Genomic DNA, 16,387 nt, shown 5'->3' with positions numbered 1-16,387 from the left:
GCGGGGGGGGGGGGGGGGGGGGGGGGCGCGGGGGCGGGGGGGGGGGGGGGGGCGGGGGGGGGGGGGGGGGGGGGGCGCGCCCGGGGGGGGGGGGGGCGTCTCGGCCTCGGCTGCGCCTTCGGCCTCGGTGGTGTTCCCACCCGCACCACCCGTGCGGCTCTCGTTGCCGGGTGCGGGTGGCCCCTGCGGGGCGTTCTCGCCGTCGGCGGGGGCGGGGGCGGGGGCGGGGGCGGGGGCGGGGGCGGACTGGGCGGCACCTGCCTTGGCCTTTGCCTTCGGCTTCGCCTCGGCCTTCGGCTTCGCGTCCGCCTTCGCGTCCGCCTTCTCCTTCGGCTCTGCCTCTACGTCGGGCTTGCTCTCGGCCTTCTCCTTCGGCTCCGGCTCGGGGGCCGGTTCGGCCTTGGCGTCCGCCTTCGGCTCGGCGTCGGCCTCGGGCTTCGCGTCCGCCTTGGGCTCGGGGGCCGGCTCGGGCTTGGCGTGCGCCTTCGGCTTCGCGGCTTCCGCTGCCTTCGGGCTCGCTTCGGCCTCCGCCGCCTCGGCCTCGGCCTCCGCGCCCGTCTCAGCCTCCGCTGCCTCGGGCTGCGCGGCGGTGTCCTCGGCGGACCGCGATGCCTCTGCCTCCGGCGTGGGCTCGGCCATCGCCTCCGGCGTTGCCTCGGGCTCCGGGGTGGCGGCGGGCGTCGGCTCGGGCTTCGCCCCGGCCTCCTCGGCCTTCGCCCCGGCCTCCTCGGCCTCCTCCGCCTTCGCCTCGGGCTGCTCGGCGGGCTTCGCCTGCTTCTCCTCGGCGGGCTCCGGGGACGCCTTTGCCGCCGAGGTGTCGGCCTCGGCCGTGGGCTCGGTGGCCGACTCGTCCGCCGTGGACGTGGTTTCGCTCGAACGGGTGGGGTGCGGGACCTCCACCTTGTCGAACGCGGCCGAGACGAGGTCGTGCTCGTTCCGCGGCTCGGGGACCGAGGCCGGGGCCGTGGCCGTCGGTTCCTCGGCCGGTGTGCCGGCCGGCTCGGCGGGCGTCGTGGTGGACGCCTCGGGGGCCGGTTCGGGGGACGGAGAGGGGAGCGTGGGCTCCGGGGAGGCCGAGGTGGGCTGCGGCTCGTCGGCCTGCGCCGCACCCTCCGCCTCGGCGGTCGTTGCTTTACGTGACCGGCCGAACGCGTTCCGCAAGAGAGTGAGAATGCCCATGTGCGCAACCCTTCGCGTGAGTTGATGCCCGTCAATCCCTGGCCAGGACGGACACGTAAGGTTAGCGGCCCGCACAGGCGATCTTGGGCAGGGTCGGGATGTCCGGCCGCCGCACTGTCAAGGGGGACTTCCGGCCCGCTCGGCCGCGGTCGTCGCCCCGCCGTCAACTCCCCGAAGGCCGCCACGGGTTCACGTGCCGTTCACCCGGTCGCCCGGCTGCCGCACCCCTGCGCTCCTACCGTCGCGCTGACGCCACGGGCACCCAAGGAGAGCAAAGTGCGCAAGCTGCTGCCGTTGATCGGAACGCCGTCTGGTTCGCACCCTGGCGGCCGGTCCGCCCTGACCTGTCGCTTCCGGTGTGGTGACGCCTGTTTCCACGAGGTGCCCAACACCAGTTCCAACGAGTACGTCGGCGACATCATCGCCGGCGCCCTCAGCCGACGTTCGGTGATGCGGGCCGCCGCCGTGGTCACCGTGGCCGCGGCCGGTGCCGGTGCGGCCGGTGTCGCGACCGCGCCCGGGGCACAGGCGGCGCCGGTGGCCGGGCACGGGAAGCCCCACCATCCCGCGTCGAAGGGTGCTCGCGGGCTGCGGTTCACGCCCGTCGCCCCGAACACCGCCGACGCGGTCACCGTGCCGGACGGCTACCGGCAGAACGTGGTCATCCGGTGGGGTGAGCCGATCCTGCGCGGGGCCCCCGCCTTCGATCCGGAGCGGCAGAGCGCGAAGGCGCAGGCCGGGCAGTTCGGCTACAACTGCGACTTCCTCGCTCTGCTCCCGCTGAAGGGTGAGCGCGGCCGTCAGCTGCTCGTGGCGAACCACGAGTACACCGACGAGGTGCTCATGTTCCGCGGCTACGACCCGGACCGCCCCACCCGCGAGCAGGTCGAGATCGCCTGGGCTGCGCACGGGCTGGCCGTGGTGGCCGTGGAGGACGACCGCCGGACCGGGAGGCTGACCCCGGTCACGCGCCACCGGCTCAACCGCCGGCTCACCGCCACCTCCGAGTTCCGGCTCACCGGTCCGGCCGCCGGGTCGGACCTGGTGCGGACGTCGGCCGACCCGACCGGCACCAGGGTGCTCGGCACCCTCAACAACTGTGCGGGCGGCACCACCCCCTGGGGCACGACCCTGCACGGCGAGGAGAACTTCAACCAGTACTTCGCCCGCGGCAGCCGCGCCACCGACAAGCGTTACGGTATCGGTGGCGGGGAGACCGAGCGGAAGTGGGAGCGGTTCGACCGGCGGTTCGACCTCGCGCAGGAGCCGAACGAGGTGCACCGGTTCGGCTGGGTCGTCGAACTCGACCCGTACGACCCTACGTCGACGCCCCGCAAGCGCACGGCGCTCGGGCGGTTCAAGCACGAGGCCGCGACCGTGCGGCTGACCCACGACGGGCGGCCGGTCGTCTACTCCGGGGACGACGAGCGCTTCGACTACTTCTACAAGTTCGTCGGCAGCAAGCGGATGCGGCACGGCACCAGCCGTGCGGCCCGCGAGCACAACCTCACGCTGCTCGACGAGGGCACCCTGTACGTGGCCCGGCTGACCGGTGACTCGCCCGCCGTCGAGATCGACGGGACGGGCCGGCTGCCCCGGGACGGCGAGTTCGACGGCGGCGGCGAGTGGATCCCGCTGGCCACCGCCACCGCCGACGGCGCCGTCTCGCACGTGGAGGGCATGAGCGTCGAAGAGGTGTTCGTCTTCACCCGCCTCGCCGGGGACAAGGTGGGCGCCACCAAGATGGACCGGCCGGAGGACATCGAGCCGAACCCGGTCACCGGCAAGGTGTACGTCGCCCTCACCAACAACTCCAACCGCGGGGTCGGCTCCCACCCGGGGGCGGACGAGGCGAATCCGCGGCGCGCCAACAAGCACGGGCACGTCCTGGAGCTGACCGAGCACCGCAACCGGCCGGAGAGCACCCGGTTCGCCTGGTCGCTGTTCCTCGTGGCGGGCGACCCGGAGGACCCGGCGACGTACTTCGCGGGCTTCCCGAAGGACGCCGTCAGCCCGATCTCCTGCCCGGACAACGTGGCCTTCGACGAGCACGGCAACCTGTGGATCTCCACCGACGGCAGCGCCCTCGGCTCGCACGACGGTCTCTTCGGCGTCGCCACGCGGGGCAGCCGGCGCGGTGAGCTGAAGCAGTTCCTGACCGTGCCGAGGGGGGCGGAGACCTGCGGCCCGGTCATCCAGGACCGGCGGGTGCTGGTCGCGGTGCAGCACCCGGGCGAGGTCGACGGGGCGACGGTGGAGAACCCCGGCAGCACCTGGCCCGACGGTCCCGGCACCTACGTCCGGCCGGCCGTGGTCGCGGTGTGGCGCGCGGACGGGCGGGACGTCGGCGTCTGAGGCCGTGCCCCGGGGTACCCCACCCCGTCCGGCGACGGGAAGGGGGCGGGGGGCCGGGGTGCGCGCGCCCCGGCCCTTCCGCATGTTCCCGGCCTGCCCCGCGGGGTACGCGGTCGTCACGGGAGGGCTGGGACGAGTGCCCCCGACCCACTGCGTTCCAGCCACTCCCGGTATGCCGGGGCCTGCCGGGCGACCTCCCCGTAGGCCTCAGCGAGGTCGGGGTAGACGCCCTCCAGTTCCGTGTCGGTGCGGGCCGCCAGCAGCAGCCGTACGCCGAGCGGGTCGCCGTGCAGCCGGCGGACGGCCGTCTCGGCGCGGGAGGGCGAGGTCGGCTGGACCACGGTGACCACCTCGCCGGTGGCGACCAGGGACGCGGCGGTGTGGTAGTCCCCGTGCAGGATGCGCGGGTCGAGGCCCTCGGCACGCAGGACCCGGCGCACCGCGTCCCACTCTCCGTCGACGGTGGGGTCGATCATCCAGCGGTCGTGGGCCAGGTCGGCGAGGTGTACGACCGGCTTCGCCGCGGCCGGGTGGTCGGCCGGCAGGCAGACGAACTGCGGTTCCCGCTGGACCAGTACGCGGACCCGGAGTCCTTCGGGGACGCGCAGCGGGCTGCCCTCGACCTCGTGCACGAAGGCGACGTCGAGGTGGCCGTCGGCCACCATGCGCAGCAGGGCGTTGGCGGAGACGTCCATGTGCAGGGTGGGTTCCTGCCAGTGCCGGCGGAGCCGGCGCAGCCAGCCCGCCAGGGCCCGGCTGGCCGTGGAGCCGATGCGCAGCTGGCGTCCGCCGACGGCGGCGGCGCGGGCCTCGCTGACGAGGGAGCGTAATTCGGCCACCAGGGGGCGGGCACGGCTGAGCACCAGCCGGCCCAGCGGTGTGGGGCGGCAGCCGGTGCGGGCCCGGACGAACAGGGCACCGCCCAGCTCGTGTTCGATGCGCCGCAGCTGCGTGCTCAACGAGGGCTGGGCCACTCCCAGTTGGCGTGCCGCGCGGTGCAGGCTGCCGGTGTCGGCGATGGCGCACAGCGCCCTGAGGTGCCTGACCTCAAGCTCCATGCCCTGGGAGGGTAAGGCGGAAGTTCAGCTTTCACCAGACATACAAATGCCGACCGATCAGGACCATCGGGCCTTCACGGCGCGAGGCGCCGGCCCGGATCGGGAGGGGTCCCGGCCGGGGCCGCCGGGCAGGGCGGGGCAGGTGGGGACGGAGGGGGATAGGGCGGCCCTATCGGCGGTTGCCATCATCTCAACGGCCGTACGGGCACGGACACTCACGATGTCTGACTCATCCCCCCACCTCGAGGAGTCATCGATGCGCATGCGCATGCCCCTGTCCGTTCTCACCGCCGCCGGACTGAGCCTGGCGACCCTCGGTCTCGGCACCGCCGGTCCGGCCTCGGCGACCCCCACCGCCGAGGGCGCGCCGGTCCTCGCCTACGACGGATCGCCGTCGGCCGGCTCCCCCGCCGACGCGAAGGCCGAGGCCGCGGCCAACCGCGCGTTCTTCGAGGCCGTTCTGCGGTCCGTGGCCGAGAAGCGGGCGGCGAACCCGACGAGCACGGCGGCGGTCACGGTGGTCTACAACGCCTCCGGGGCGCCCTCGTTCGCCACGCAGATAGCCCGCAGCACCCAGATCTGGAACAGCTCGGTGTCGAACGTCAGACTCCAGGCGGGTTCCTCGGGCGCGGACTTCACCTACCGGGAGGGCAACGACCCGCGCGGCTCGTACGCGTCCACGGACGGCCACGGCCGCGGCTACATCTTCCTGGACTACCGGCAGAACCAGACCTACGACTCGACGCGCGTGACCGCGCACGAGACCGGCCACGTGCTGGGTCTGCCGGACCACTACTCGGGTCCGTGCAGCGAGCTGATGTCCGGCGGGGGTCCCGGCCCGTCCTGCACCAACGCCTACCCCGACTCGGCGGAGCGGTCCCGGGTGAACCAGCTGTGGGCCAACGGCTTCGCCGCCGCGATGGACAAGGCGCTGGAGAAGTCCGCCCGCTGACCGGGCGGCCGGCCGCGCCGAGCGGTCCGGCCGGCGCGCGCGGGTCCCCGGCGGTGTGCGTGGTCCGGCCGGTGTGCGTGGTCCGGCCGGTGTGCGCGGGCCGTTCCCTGCGGGGGGCGGCCCGCGCCGCCGTCACCGGCCCTCGTGCAGGGTGAGGTCGGCGACCAGGGCGCGGTGGTCGGTGCGGGCCAGGTCCAGGAAGCGCACCCGGTGCGCGGTGAACTGCGCGGAGACCAGCACGTGGTCGATCTGGGCGCCGAACGCGGGCATGGTCCGGGCCGGCCAGGTCGGGGTCCGGTCGGCGCCGGTGAGCCGGGCGGCGTCGCGCAGGCCCGTGTCGAGGATGCGGCGGAAGGCGGCGTGGTCCTGGGAGGCGTTGAAGTCCCCGGCGAACACGGCCGGTGTCGTCCGGTCCCGGGCGGCGGCCTCCCGCAGCCGCCCGAGTTCCCGCTGCCACAGGCCGGTCTGACCGGGCAGCGGCGGCATCGGGTGGGCGAGCTGCAGCCGCACCGGCCGTCCGCCGACGTCGGCGACCGCGGCGGGCATGCCCATGGTGCCGGGCACGGGGTCGGCGTCCCGCAGGGGGTGGCGGCTGAGGATCACGGAGCCCTCCGAGCCGCCGCCGGACACGGCCACGCGGTGCGGGAGGGTGTCCGCGAGCTCCTGCCGCAGCGCCGCCTCGCAGCCGGGGTCGCACTCCTGGACGAAGACGACGTCCGGTTTTTCCCGGCGCACCGCCCCGATCAGCGGGCCGGTTCCCCGGCCGAACTCCACGTTCGAGGTCAGCACCCGCAAGGAGGCGACGGGCCGGCCGGCGGGCTCGGTGCTCTTTCCGTACGGTTCGATGAACCAGGCCAGCAGGCCCAGCAGGACGACGCCCCACACCAGGCCGGTCCACCACCGGGCGAGCAGGGCGAACAGCAGGCCGGCCCCGGTGGGTACGAGCAGCCAGGGCAGGAAGGCGAGGAGTTGTGTGACGGGCGTGGGACCGTCGGTGTCGGCGGCCCGGCAGCCGACGACCGCGCTCACCCCGGCGAACAGCAGGGCCGCACCGACGGTGCGCAGGCGCCGCCCGCCGCTCCGGCGACCGGCCCGCTCCTCGTCGGCCGTCCATTCGGCAGTCGCAGTGTCCAACGTCCTGGCCTTCCGCTCGCGCTGGCGATGTCCGAATCCTCCCTCATGGACGGCGGAGCGTTCACGGAGGTTGCCGCACGGGACCGGAAGCGGGGGGAGGGGGCTGGACGGGAGCTGCCGCTCACACGCGCGCGGGGCGGCGGGGCCGCGGCGCCGGCAACGGGCGATCGCCGGCAACCGGGGGGGGCCGGGGGCCGTGGCGCGGTGGCGCAGGCCGAGGGGGCGGTGGCGGTGGCGCGGTGGCGGAGGCCGGGCAGGCGGTGGCCGTGGCGCGGCGGCGGAGGCCGGGGGGCGGTGGCGGTGGCCGGTCAGCCAGGACTGCAGGGCGACGCCCGGGCCGAGGGCGAGCAGCAGCGAGGACGACGTGGGCTGGCCGGAGTGAGGGCGTCGTGCGGGCTGACGGGGACGGTGGGCAGCGGGCGGCCGCTCGCACGCGCGCGCGGGGCGGCGGGGCCGCGGCGCCGGCAACGGGGGATCGCCGGCAACGGGGGGATCGGGGGCCGTGGCGCGGCGGCGCAGGCCGGGGAGGCGGTGGCGCGGGGGCGGAGGCCGGGAGGCGGTGGCGGTGGCCGGTCAGCCAGGACTGCAGGGCGACGCCCGGGCCGAGGGCGAGCAACAGCGAGGACGACGTGGGCTGGCCGCAGTGAGGGCGTCGTGCGGGTGGCAGCGGGCGGCCGCTCACACGCGTGCGCGGGGCGGCGGGGGCGGCGGGGCCGCGGTGCCGGCGACGGGGGGATCGGGGGCCGTGGCGCGGCGGCGGAGGCCGGGGAGGCGGTGGCGGTGCCCGGCCAGCCAGGACAGCAGGGCCACGCCCAGGCCGAGGGCCAGCAGCAGCCAGGACGCCGTGCGCAGGCCGGCCGTGAGGGCGTCGTAGACGGCGCCCGCCGCCGGCCGGTGGATCCGCTCGGGCAGGTCGGCCAGGGTGAGGCGGCGGCCGAGGAGCACGGCGAGGCCGAGCAGGGCGCCGCCCAGGGCGGTGCCGAGGCCGGTCGCGGTCAGCGCGCGGCGGCGGCAGCCGGCGACGGCGATCCCCGCGACGGCGAGAGCCACGGCCGCCAGCGGCAGCCACAGGGCGGCGGTCTCCAGCACCTGGTACCCCTTCCGGAGGCCGGGGACGTCCCGGGCGGGGACCACCGCGACCCGGGTGTGCTCGACGGGAATGCGCCGGGCGAACGGCACCCGGTCGGCGACGAGACGCTGCTTCACCTCGGCGGTGACGGGCGCCAGGTCGACGGTGACCGGGCCGGGCGCCGCCCGCTCGTCGCGCACGGCGTGCAGCACCGCGTCGTGGACGGCACGGTTGCCCGCCTCCCAGGCCGTGCGGAACGCCTCGGTGCGGCTGAACGAGCGGACCGCGTCCCGGACGAACGGCCCGACGGCCGGGGAGGTCTCGGCGCCCAGTTCCCGCACCACCCCGTCCCCGACGGCGTCGGCGACCGCGTCCCGTACGTCGGGGTCGGCGGCCAGCGGGGCCATCGTGCCGACGTAGCGGCCGGTGTCGGTGAGCCCGTGGGCGGCCCAGGCGGCGAGCGTGCCGCAGGGAACCAGCAGGCAGGCCAGGGCGATCAGGGCGGCCGAGACGGCGTTGCGCAGCCGCACGGCCGCGCCCGCGCGGCGGGTACGGCCGGCGGGGCCGGCGGCGGGAGGGGCGGGCGGGCCCGGGGAGGCGGACACTCCTCCAGGCAAGGCGGCCGGCGCCGGCTCCGCGAGCGCAGCGCCCGCAGACGGGTGCACGGCGTCGCCCCCGGCCGCCGCACCCCCGGACGTGCTTCACCCGGACGGGTGACGGTCGTGGGTCCGGGGATTCCGCGGGCCCCGGCCGTCACCCGGGCGCTCCCCCGCCGCCGTGCTCAGGCGCGCCGGTGCCCCGCCGCGTCCTCCCGGGAGTGGAAGCGGTAGAACAGCAGCGCGGTGAGGCCCGCGCCCGACGCCAGACCGAGCCACATGGACCACAGCACGCTGTAGTTGGTCGTGCTGACCAGGAAGCCGACCGAGGCGGCGGTGAACGCGCCCCAGAGCGCGGCGTGCACCTCGCGCTTCATCCTGGGCGCCAGCCACTGCACGGCCAGGTACAGCACGATGAACGCGAGGGCGGTGAGGAACCCGAAGAGCAGGTTCCACCCGGTGATGGGCCCGCCGTAGCGCCGGTTGGCGGCGGCCCAGTAGCCGTAGACCAGACCGAGGACGACGGGCAGCGCGAACCGGGCGATCCGGTGGGCCTGCGCGCTGAAGATGTCGGGCGTGCCGGCCCGCTCGTCCCTCACCCGGGACCGGGGTGCCGCGTGAGCCATGAGAGCACTCCTCTCTCCTCGCCCCCGCCTACCAGAGCACACCGGCCGGGCCCCGCGGGCAAGTCGGCGGACACGGTTCGTCGCGGAAGCGCCCCGAAGGGGGACGCCGGCCGCCCCCGGCCCCCCGCGAGGGCCGCAGCCGTTACCGTGCTTCCGTGGGTGATCGACGGGGGGAGACGAGCGTGCCCGGAACCGTGCTGCTGCTGGCGGCCTCGCCGGTGGGCCGGGGACGGCTGGTGGACGCCGCGTCCGTGCTTCCCGTCCTGGCGGCCGTGCCGCCGCCGGTGCTGTCCGCCACCGGCACCGGCACCGTGAACGTCATCGAACTCGCCGACCCGCTGGAACCGCAGGCCGTGCTGACCCGGCTGCGCGCGGCCGCCGCCGCGCCCGGGCCGCTCACCGTCTACGTGGCCGGGCAGCTGCACCTCGACCGCCGCCAGCGGCTGGTGCACCTGGCGCTGGCCCGCACGACCCCGGCGACGGTGCGCTACACGGCGTTCCCCTGGCACTGGTTCCGGGACGAACTGCGGCTGCGGGCGGCGGGCACGACGACGCTGATCCTCGACCTGCACGCGGACGCCGAGACCCGGCAGGTCCTGTGCGCGCCGCCGCTGTCCGGCCGCCCGGCCCCGCTGGACTGCGGTCCGCACAGCGCCGTCCACGGCCGGATCGCCCCGGTGCCCGGCCGCCGCACGGTCGCCGTACCCGCGTACATGACGGCGGTGGCGACGATCCTGCGCAGCGGGCGGCGTCCGCCGGAGGAGGAGCTGCACCGGCTGGCGTTCGCCCGGACCGCGGCGGACGGAGCCGACCCGGGCCTGGAGCTGGCGCCCGTACGGCGGGAGGCGGCGGCGGCCGATCCGCACGCGGCCGTCTCCGCCGCCGCCCGCCGCGGCCGGCACGGCGACGCCGACGCGCTCGCCGCCCGCCACGAACGGGCCGCCGCCCTGGCCCACGGGCCCGCCTCCGAGGAGGCCCTGCACTGGGCGGAGGTACGGGCCGACCTGGCGATGCTGGCCGGGGACGCGGCCCGCAGCTGCCGCACCTGGCTGGCCGTGGCGCGGGCGCGGCTGGGCGCCGGCCAGCCGGCGGACGGGCCCGGGGTCGAGGCGGCCGTGGACCGCGCGCACCACCAGTGGGGCCGGATCGACGACGTGCACCGGGCGCGTGAACTCGGCCCGGAACTGGCCGCGTTGCGGACGGTGGTGCCCGGCCGGCGGGAGGGGGCGCTGGAGCATGTGCGGCGCCGGCTGGCGCGGTTGCAGGAGGTGCAGAAGCAGGGCTGAGGGGCCGGGAGCGGCGTCGGACCCCTCCCTTCGCGCCGTCCGCGGTGCCATGATGGTGTGTTATGGCTGAGGGGGACGGTGTGGCCGACGCGGGCATTCGGGTGCGACTGGACGGGACGGCGAGCGAGAGCGACATCGGGGCGCTGCGCAAGTGGCTGGAGCGGGAGAAACCGCTGGACGAGCTGGTGCGCGCGGGCGAGTTACGGATCCACGAGCGGCGCCGCACGGACGAGACGGGCGCCCCGATGGGCGCCGGCATGGAGATCGTCCTGGTGATCGTGGGGGCCGGTGCGGGCGCCGTCTTCACGGAACTGGTGGATCAGGTCAAGCGGGCGGTGTCGGCCTGGCGGGCCAACCGGCGGGACGTCGAGGACGGTGAGCCGCCGGAGGGCAGAGTCGACCGGGTGAACCTCGACGGCAGGTAGGCCGGTGTCCGGTTTCGACCCGCGGGGGCTGCCCAACCGGGCGCTGCTGGTGGGGGTGTCCGAGTACGAGCTGACGGAGGCGCCGCACGGCGTGCCCGGCGACCTGCCCGCCGTCAAGCACAACGTGACCCGGATGCGGGACGTGCTCGCCCGGGGCGGGGTGTTCGGCGAGGACGAGATCAGGGTCGCCCGCTCGCCCTCCCTCGACGAGTTCGGGCGGCTGCTCAGCTCGGCCGCGCAGGAGGCCGAGGGGGTGCTGCTGTTCTACTTCGCGGGACACGGCGCCATCCCGAGCGCGGGCGACGAGCTGTTCCTGCAGATGCGCAACGCCAGCGTGATCGCGGGCGGGCACGCGGTGTTCCCCGGCGCGGAGATGTTCACCACCGTGCTGACGGTGCTGGCCACCAGCCCGGCCAGGCGGATCGTGGTGATCCTCGACTGCTGCTTCGCGGGCAACGCGGCCTGGGTGTGGGAGACCTTCCGCGACAAGCGGCGGGTGCTGCTGCTGATGAGCGTGCAGGCCAACCACCGCATCGACGCGGGCGGCCCGAAGACGGCGACGCCCTGCACCGCCGCGCTCGCGGACCTGCTCGACGAGGGCGGCGAGGCCGGATTCCGGGACGTGTCCGAGCGCCTGCGGGCGCGGATGACCGCCGGCCCGCACCGCACCGTGCGCCAGGAGCAGTGGGAGCCGCAGTGGCGCGCGGAGCCGGACGTCGACGTGCTGCTGGTGGCGCGGGAACCCCGGAAGCCGGACCCGGACCCGCCCCCGCCCCCCGGCGGTCCCTCCCACCGCGCGGACCGGCTCCCCGCCCGGCTGGCCGCCCGCCTCGCCGGTCTGCTCCGTGCCTGGCGCGCCCGGATCGTCGGGCGGCTCGTCCCGCCGCCCGACGGCCCGCGCGCAGGGCGGCCGGGCGCCGCCCGGGCCGCGCTCGCCGCCGTGCTGTGCCTGGTGCTGCTCGGGGCGGGCGGATACGGCCTGTTCCGGCTCGTCGGCGCCGACGACACCGTCTGCGCCCCGCCGGTGGAGCTGCGGGTGCTGACCGGCCCGGACCTCGAACCCACCCTGCGCAGCGCCGCCGACGCCTTCGTCGCCTCCCCGGCGAACACCGCCGGCGACGGCTGCCGGCGCGCGGGGATCACCGTGCACAGCGCGGGCTCCGCGGACGTCGTCGGTGCGCTGAGCAGCCAGTCCGGCCTGTGGCAGGAGCCCCGCGACGAGGACACCAACCCGCAGCGGGACATCGGTCCGCAGCCCGACGTCTGGATCCCCGCCTCCGGCGCCGATGTCGCCCGGGTGACGAACGGTCAGGACACCGACGCCGTCGCCGGACTGGAACCGGACGGCGAGCCGCTCGCCTACTCCCCCGTCGTGCTGGCCGTGCCGCAGCAGATCGCCGGCGAGGCCCAGACGGAGCGCACCGGGCTGACGCTGACGGAGATGATCGACGGCCTGACCGGGCGGGACGAGGACGCCGCGGTGCGGCGCCCGGACCCGGAGCACTCCGCCGTCGGCCTGCTGGCCACCGTCGGCCTGTACGGGCAGGACGCGCGGGCCGCAGCCCGCGGGGAACGGCTGGTCGCCCAGCCGGGCCCGCCGTCCCCCACGGCCGGGGAGCTGCTGTGCACGCTGCCCGACGACAAGGTCACCGACAACCGCACCGCCGCCCTGGTGCCGGAGTTCCTGATGATCAGCGGCGTCGGCTGCGACAGCAACACGCGCACGCCCCGCATGGCGCAGTACCCCGAGGACGTGCCGGGCATGGAGCCGCGGTTCGTCCGGGTCCGCTGGCGGGGCGGCGACCGGGACGCGGGCGCGCGGGACGCGGCGGCCGGGGCGTTCCGCGACTGGCTGGCGGGGCCGCGGGGCCGCGCCGAGTTCGCCCGGGCGGGCTTCCGCGACCCGGGCAGCCGGATGCTGCTGGACCAGGAGCGCGGGCGGGAGGGCGTGCTGTACGCGCCGAGTCCGCTGCACGAGTCGGCGGGACAGCGCGCCATGGAGCGGGCCCTGGCCGCGTACCGGGAGGCGGGCGGTCCCGGCCGGGTGCTGTATTTGCTGGACAGCTCGGGCTCCATGGACCGGCTGTGGCAGGGGCCGAGCGGCGGTCCCGGACTGCTGCGGCAGTCGCTGGGCGGGCTCGGCGGCCGGGACGAGTACGGCGTGTGGGGCGTGGCCGGGGATCGTGACCGGCCCTACCGGACGGTGCTGCCGCTCGGTCCGCACCGGCGGGCCGACGCCGAGCGGGCGGTGACCGCACGGGCCCGGGTCCAGGACGCGGAGGCGGATCCGCACGCGGCGCTGCTGGCCGCGCTCGACGTGCTGGAGGGCCTCGGGGCCGACGACCGGCCGCAGTTGATCGTGCACATCACCGACGGCGAGGACAACGACCGGCTGACCGGCGGGCGGCTGCGGGAGGTGCTCGACCGGGCGGGGACCGCCGGGGTCCCGGTGACGGTGGTGTCGTTGCAGAACGCGGGCTGCGACCTGGACCGGCCGGACCGGCGGATCGCCGACGCGAGCGGCGGACGCTGCCTGGACACGGGGGACGACCTGGGCGCGGCTCTCCAGGACGAGGTCGCGCGCACCGGAACGGGGGACGGCTGATGGTCCGACGGCTGGCCGCGCTGCTGGCGCTGCTGATGGTGGCCGCCTGTACGGGCGGCGGGGACGGCGAGGGCCCGCCGGCCGTGCCCTCCGCCGACGACGTGCCCGGCACCATCGTGGTCGCCAGCGGGCGCGACGTCACCGGCAAGAACGGCATCCGCCAGCAGCTCATCGACGCCTGGAACAGCGAGCAGCGGCGCTCCGGTTCGGAGTACCGGGCGCGGCTGGTGGAGCTGCCCGGCAGCGCCGACGAACAGCGCAGCCAGCTGCTCGGCGCCCTGCAGTCGGGCAGCGCCGCCTACGACGTGGTCAACCTGGACGTCACCTGGGTGCCGGAGTTCGCCGCCGCCGGGCTGGTCCGTCCGCTGCCCGGGAACCTGGTGGACGAGGACGTCGTGCCGTCGGTGGCCGGGACGGCCCGGTGGGACGGTGAGGTGTACGCGGTGCCGTTCAACAGCGACGTGGGGCTGCTGTACTACCGGCGCGACTACCTGGAGCGGGCGGGGGTGCGGCGCGCCGACCTGGAGTCCTGGGCGGGGGTGCGGGACCTGGTGGAGACCCTCGACAGCCGGCTCGACGAGGACGCCTACGACAAGGGCTGGACCACCCAGCTCGCCGCGTACGAGGGCCGCACGGTCAACGCGGTGGAGGCGTTCGCGTCCGCGGTGGACGACTTCTCCCTGGTCGACGAGGAGGGGCGCTACACCGGGACCGTGGAGGACCTGGCCGACGGCATCGCGGAGCTGGGCCGGCGCACGGGGCGGCCGTACACGCTGGCGGACGCCGTGCACTCCGACGAGGCGGCCTCCCTGAGCGACTTCGCCGCGGGCCGTACGGCGTTCCTGCGGCACTGGCCCTACGTCTACCCGGCGCTGCACCGCACGTTCACGAAGGAGCAGCTGGGGGTGGTGCCGCTGCCCGGCCGGGCGGTGCTGGGCGGGCAGAACCTGGCGGTGACCTCGTCGTCGCCGCGGGCGCGCAGCGCGACCGACCTGATCCGGTTCCTGACCGGCCGGGAGAGCGAACGCTGCCTGCTGGACGCCGGGTTCGCCGCGACCCGCGTGTCGGCGTACGGGGACGGGGTGCGCTGCACCACGGCCGCCGGTCCGTCCGCCCCGGCGTCGCCGTCCGCGTCGCCGACCGGGGAGGGCGCCGACCCGGTCCCACGCGACGCGGAGGGGCGGCCCGCGCATGCCCGCACGATCCTGTTGCCGGCCCTGCGCAAGGCGGTGCAGCGGCCGAGGACACCGCTGTACGGGGCGTTCACCCAGACGTTCACGGCGCGCCTGGGCCCGTTGCTCGGCGACGACCCGCCCGACGAGGAGGAACTCGCCGCCCGCCTCGACGAGGCGCTGCGGGAGGCGCTGCCGGGCTGACCCGGCCCCGGCGGGGCCCCGGCCGGCCGGACGGCGGGCGTGTCGCGGGGATCGACGGCGGCGGGGCTGGGCAGCCTTCCGAGAAGGCTCCCTAGCGGACCTCGGTCTCCACCGGGGCGGTGGTCCGGTGGTCGGGGTCCGGCTGGGCCGTCTCGGCGGTGGGGCCGGTGTTGGCCGCCAGGACGAGCGCGGCGACCGCGGCGACGGCCGCGGCGACGCCACGGGCGTACCGCTCGACGGTGCGTGTGCGTGCCTGCACGGCGACCTCACTACAGCGATGGGGTAACCATGTTTAATCCGCCGTTTAACCTAGAGCCAGTCGGGCTCGAACGGCAAGGGCCACAAGGAGAGTTGGACGTGGGGGAGCGGGACGATCCGGGCACCATCGGACGCCGGGTGCAGCAGTTGCGCGTGGCGGGCGGCCTGACCCAGAGACAGCTGGCCGAGCCGGCCTACACGGCCGCCTACATCTCCACCCTGGAGGCCGGCCGGGTGCGGCCCTCCGACGACGCCCTGCGCCACCTCGCCGGCCGGCTCGGAGTCACCTTCGACGAACTGGCCACCGGCCGCCCGGCCCGCCTCGTCACCGAGCTGCGGCTCGGGCTGACCGAGGCGCAGCGCACCCTCGCCGCCGGGGAGACCGAGTCGGCGGTGGAGCAGTTCACCGCGCTGCTGGCCGGGGCGGAGGCCCACGGGCTGGCCGAGGAACAGGCCGCCGCGCTGCTCGGGCTCGGGGAGTGCGCGCTGGAGACCGGTGACCTGGTCCCGGGCCGGGGCTTCTTCGAGCGGGCCGAGGCGTGCCTCGCCGGGGCCCCGCTGCCCGCCCGGGTGCCCGCCCTGCGCGGCCGGGCGGTGGCCCACTACCTCGCGGGCGAACTGCGCTACGCGGTCTACCTGCTGGAATCCACCCTGGACGAGCTGAACCGGGGCGGGCTGCACGACCCGGACGCGTTACTGCTGCTGTACGCGAGCGCGATCGGCCCGTACATGGACATGGGGGCGCACGCCCGCGCGGCGCAGGCGGCCGAATTCGCGCTGGCCCTGGCCCCGCGCTCCGGGGACCCGGCGCTGGTGGCGCGCATGCACCGGTCGGTGGCCCGCACCCTGCTCGCCGAGGGCCGGCTCGCGGAGGCCGACGCCTCACTGGCCAAGGCGGCGGAGCTGTACCGCGGGCTGCGGCTGCGCACCGAGCTCGCCAACTGTCACTGGATGCGCGGCTACGTGTACGCGCAGAACGGCGAACTGGAGCGGGCGGAGGAGGAACTGCGGGAGGCGCTGCGCATGCTGTCGGCCCGCCGCGCCTCCCTCTACAGCCACCAGGTCACCGTCGAACTGGCCGACGTGCTGCACCGGCGCGGCTCCTCGGAGGAAGCCGCGGATCTGCTGCGGGACGTGCTCGGCGGGCTGTCGCCCGAGCGGGGCGCGGTGCACGCGGCGGCGGCGCACCGGCTGCTGGGCATCATCGCGGAGGACGCCCGCGACGCGGAGCAGGCCGAGGAGCACTACGTGCGGGCGATGAGCCTGCTGGAGCGCGCGGGCGCGCTCGGCGACCTCGCCGACCTGTGCCGGCTGCTGGGCGACCTGCTGCGCCGCACCGGCCGGGTCGAGGCCGCCCTCGACGCGTACCGCACCGGCCTCGGGCACCGCACGGCTCCGGGCACCACGACACTCGGGCCGGCGCCCGCCCAGCCCGCGCTCTGAACACGGAACGGACTCGATCGTTCCG

General features: G+C 76.2%; 12 protein-coding genes and 1 pseudogene. 7 read left to right on the top strand and 6 right to left on the bottom strand.

What is annotated here, in order from left to right; all coding sequences use genetic code 11:
• Nucleotides 1–1,179: pseudogene (locus ACIRPP_RS17535) on the bottom strand (Toxic cation resistance protein); the annotation flags it as partial.
• Nucleotides 1,180–1,455: 276 nt separating this feature from the next.
• Here ACIRPP_RS17535 and ACIRPP_RS17530 point away from each other — a divergent pair.
• Nucleotides 1,456–3,534: a PhoX family protein gene (locus ACIRPP_RS17530; protein ID WP_403643262.1), complete on the top strand. Its 2,079-nt coding sequence runs from the start codon at nucleotides 1,456–1,458 to the stop codon at nucleotides 3,532–3,534.
• A gap of 116 nt (nucleotides 3,535–3,650) precedes the next feature.
• Here the strand turns inward: ACIRPP_RS17530 and ACIRPP_RS17525 are convergent, their stop codons facing one another.
• A complete protein-coding gene (locus ACIRPP_RS17525) occupies nucleotides 3,651–4,592 on the bottom strand; it encodes a LysR family transcriptional regulator (protein WP_403643259.1) in 942 nt (313 codons plus the stop codon).
• Between the two features lie 256 nt (nucleotides 4,593–4,848).
• Between ACIRPP_RS17525 and snpA the strand changes: the two genes are divergently transcribed.
• Complete coding sequence (gene snpA, locus ACIRPP_RS17520; RefSeq protein WP_403643256.1) at nucleotides 4,849–5,544, top strand: snapalysin; 696 nt, start codon at nucleotides 4,849–4,851, stop codon at nucleotides 5,542–5,544.
• A 132-nt stretch (nucleotides 5,545–5,676) separates the two neighbouring features.
• On the opposite strand, the gene ACIRPP_RS17515 is transcribed toward snpA, so the two are convergent.
• From ACIRPP_RS17515 to ACIRPP_RS17505, 3 genes are all read right to left on the bottom strand, one after another.
• Nucleotides 5,677–6,678 (bottom strand): endonuclease/exonuclease/phosphatase family protein, encoded by a 1,002-nt coding sequence (locus ACIRPP_RS17515; RefSeq protein WP_403643253.1) that lies wholly within the window; start codon nucleotides 6,676–6,678, stop codon nucleotides 5,677–5,679.
• Nucleotides 6,679–7,356: 678 nt separating this feature from the next.
• Nucleotides 7,357–8,271: a hypothetical protein gene (locus tag ACIRPP_RS17510; protein ID WP_403643945.1), complete on the bottom strand. Its 915-nt coding sequence runs from the start codon at nucleotides 8,269–8,271 to the stop codon at nucleotides 7,357–7,359.
• 257 nt (nucleotides 8,272–8,528) lie between these two features.
• On the bottom strand, nucleotides 8,529–8,969 hold the full coding sequence (locus tag ACIRPP_RS17505; protein WP_403643250.1) for a hypothetical protein: 441 nt from the start codon (nucleotides 8,967–8,969) through the stop codon (nucleotides 8,529–8,531).
• A gap of 182 nt (nucleotides 8,970–9,151) precedes the next feature.
• Here ACIRPP_RS17505 and ACIRPP_RS17500 point away from each other — a divergent pair, with 182 nt between their 5' ends.
• From ACIRPP_RS17500 to ACIRPP_RS17485, 4 genes are all read left to right on the top strand, one after another.
• Nucleotides 9,152–10,255: a hypothetical protein gene (locus ACIRPP_RS17500; protein ID WP_403643942.1), complete on the top strand. Its 1,104-nt coding sequence runs from the start codon at nucleotides 9,152–9,154 to the stop codon at nucleotides 10,253–10,255.
• Nucleotides 10,256–10,317: 62 nt separating this feature from the next.
• Nucleotides 10,318–10,680 carry a hypothetical protein gene (locus ACIRPP_RS17495; protein ID WP_403643248.1) on the top strand — a complete coding sequence of 121 codons (363 nt, stop codon included), beginning with the start codon at nucleotides 10,318–10,320 and terminating at the stop codon, nucleotides 10,678–10,680.
• A 4-nt stretch (nucleotides 10,681–10,684) separates the two neighbouring features.
• On the top strand, nucleotides 10,685–13,285 hold the full coding sequence (locus tag ACIRPP_RS17490) for a substrate-binding domain-containing protein (protein ID WP_403643245.1): 2,601 nt from the start codon (nucleotides 10,685–10,687) through the stop codon (nucleotides 13,283–13,285).
• Nucleotides 13,285–14,661 (top strand): extracellular solute-binding protein, encoded by a 1,377-nt coding sequence (locus tag ACIRPP_RS17485; protein WP_403643243.1) that lies wholly within the window; start codon nucleotides 13,285–13,287, stop codon nucleotides 14,659–14,661. Before ACIRPP_RS17490 ends, ACIRPP_RS17485 begins: the two co-directional genes overlap by 1 nt.
• Before the next feature lie 91 nt (nucleotides 14,662–14,752).
• On the opposite strand, the gene ACIRPP_RS17480 is transcribed toward ACIRPP_RS17485, so the two are convergent.
• Nucleotides 14,753–14,920 (bottom strand): hypothetical protein, encoded by a 168-nt coding sequence (locus tag ACIRPP_RS17480; RefSeq protein ID WP_343239693.1) that lies wholly within the window; start codon nucleotides 14,918–14,920, stop codon nucleotides 14,753–14,755.
• 98 nt (nucleotides 14,921–15,018) lie between these two features.
• On the opposite strand from ACIRPP_RS17480, the gene ACIRPP_RS17475 reads away from it, so the two are divergent.
• A complete protein-coding gene (locus ACIRPP_RS17475; protein ID WP_403643240.1) occupies nucleotides 15,019–16,362 on the top strand; it encodes a tetratricopeptide repeat protein in 1,344 nt (447 codons plus the stop codon).
• Nucleotides 16,363–16,387: the final 25 nt, after the last annotated feature.

This window comes from Streptomyces sp. NPDC101219 (genome assembly GCF_044767675.1).
In the GTDB taxonomy this organism is placed as follows: Bacteria; Actinomycetota; Actinomycetes; order Streptomycetales; family Streptomycetaceae; genus Streptomyces.
This window is presented reverse-complemented; position numbering and strand designations above follow the sequence as displayed.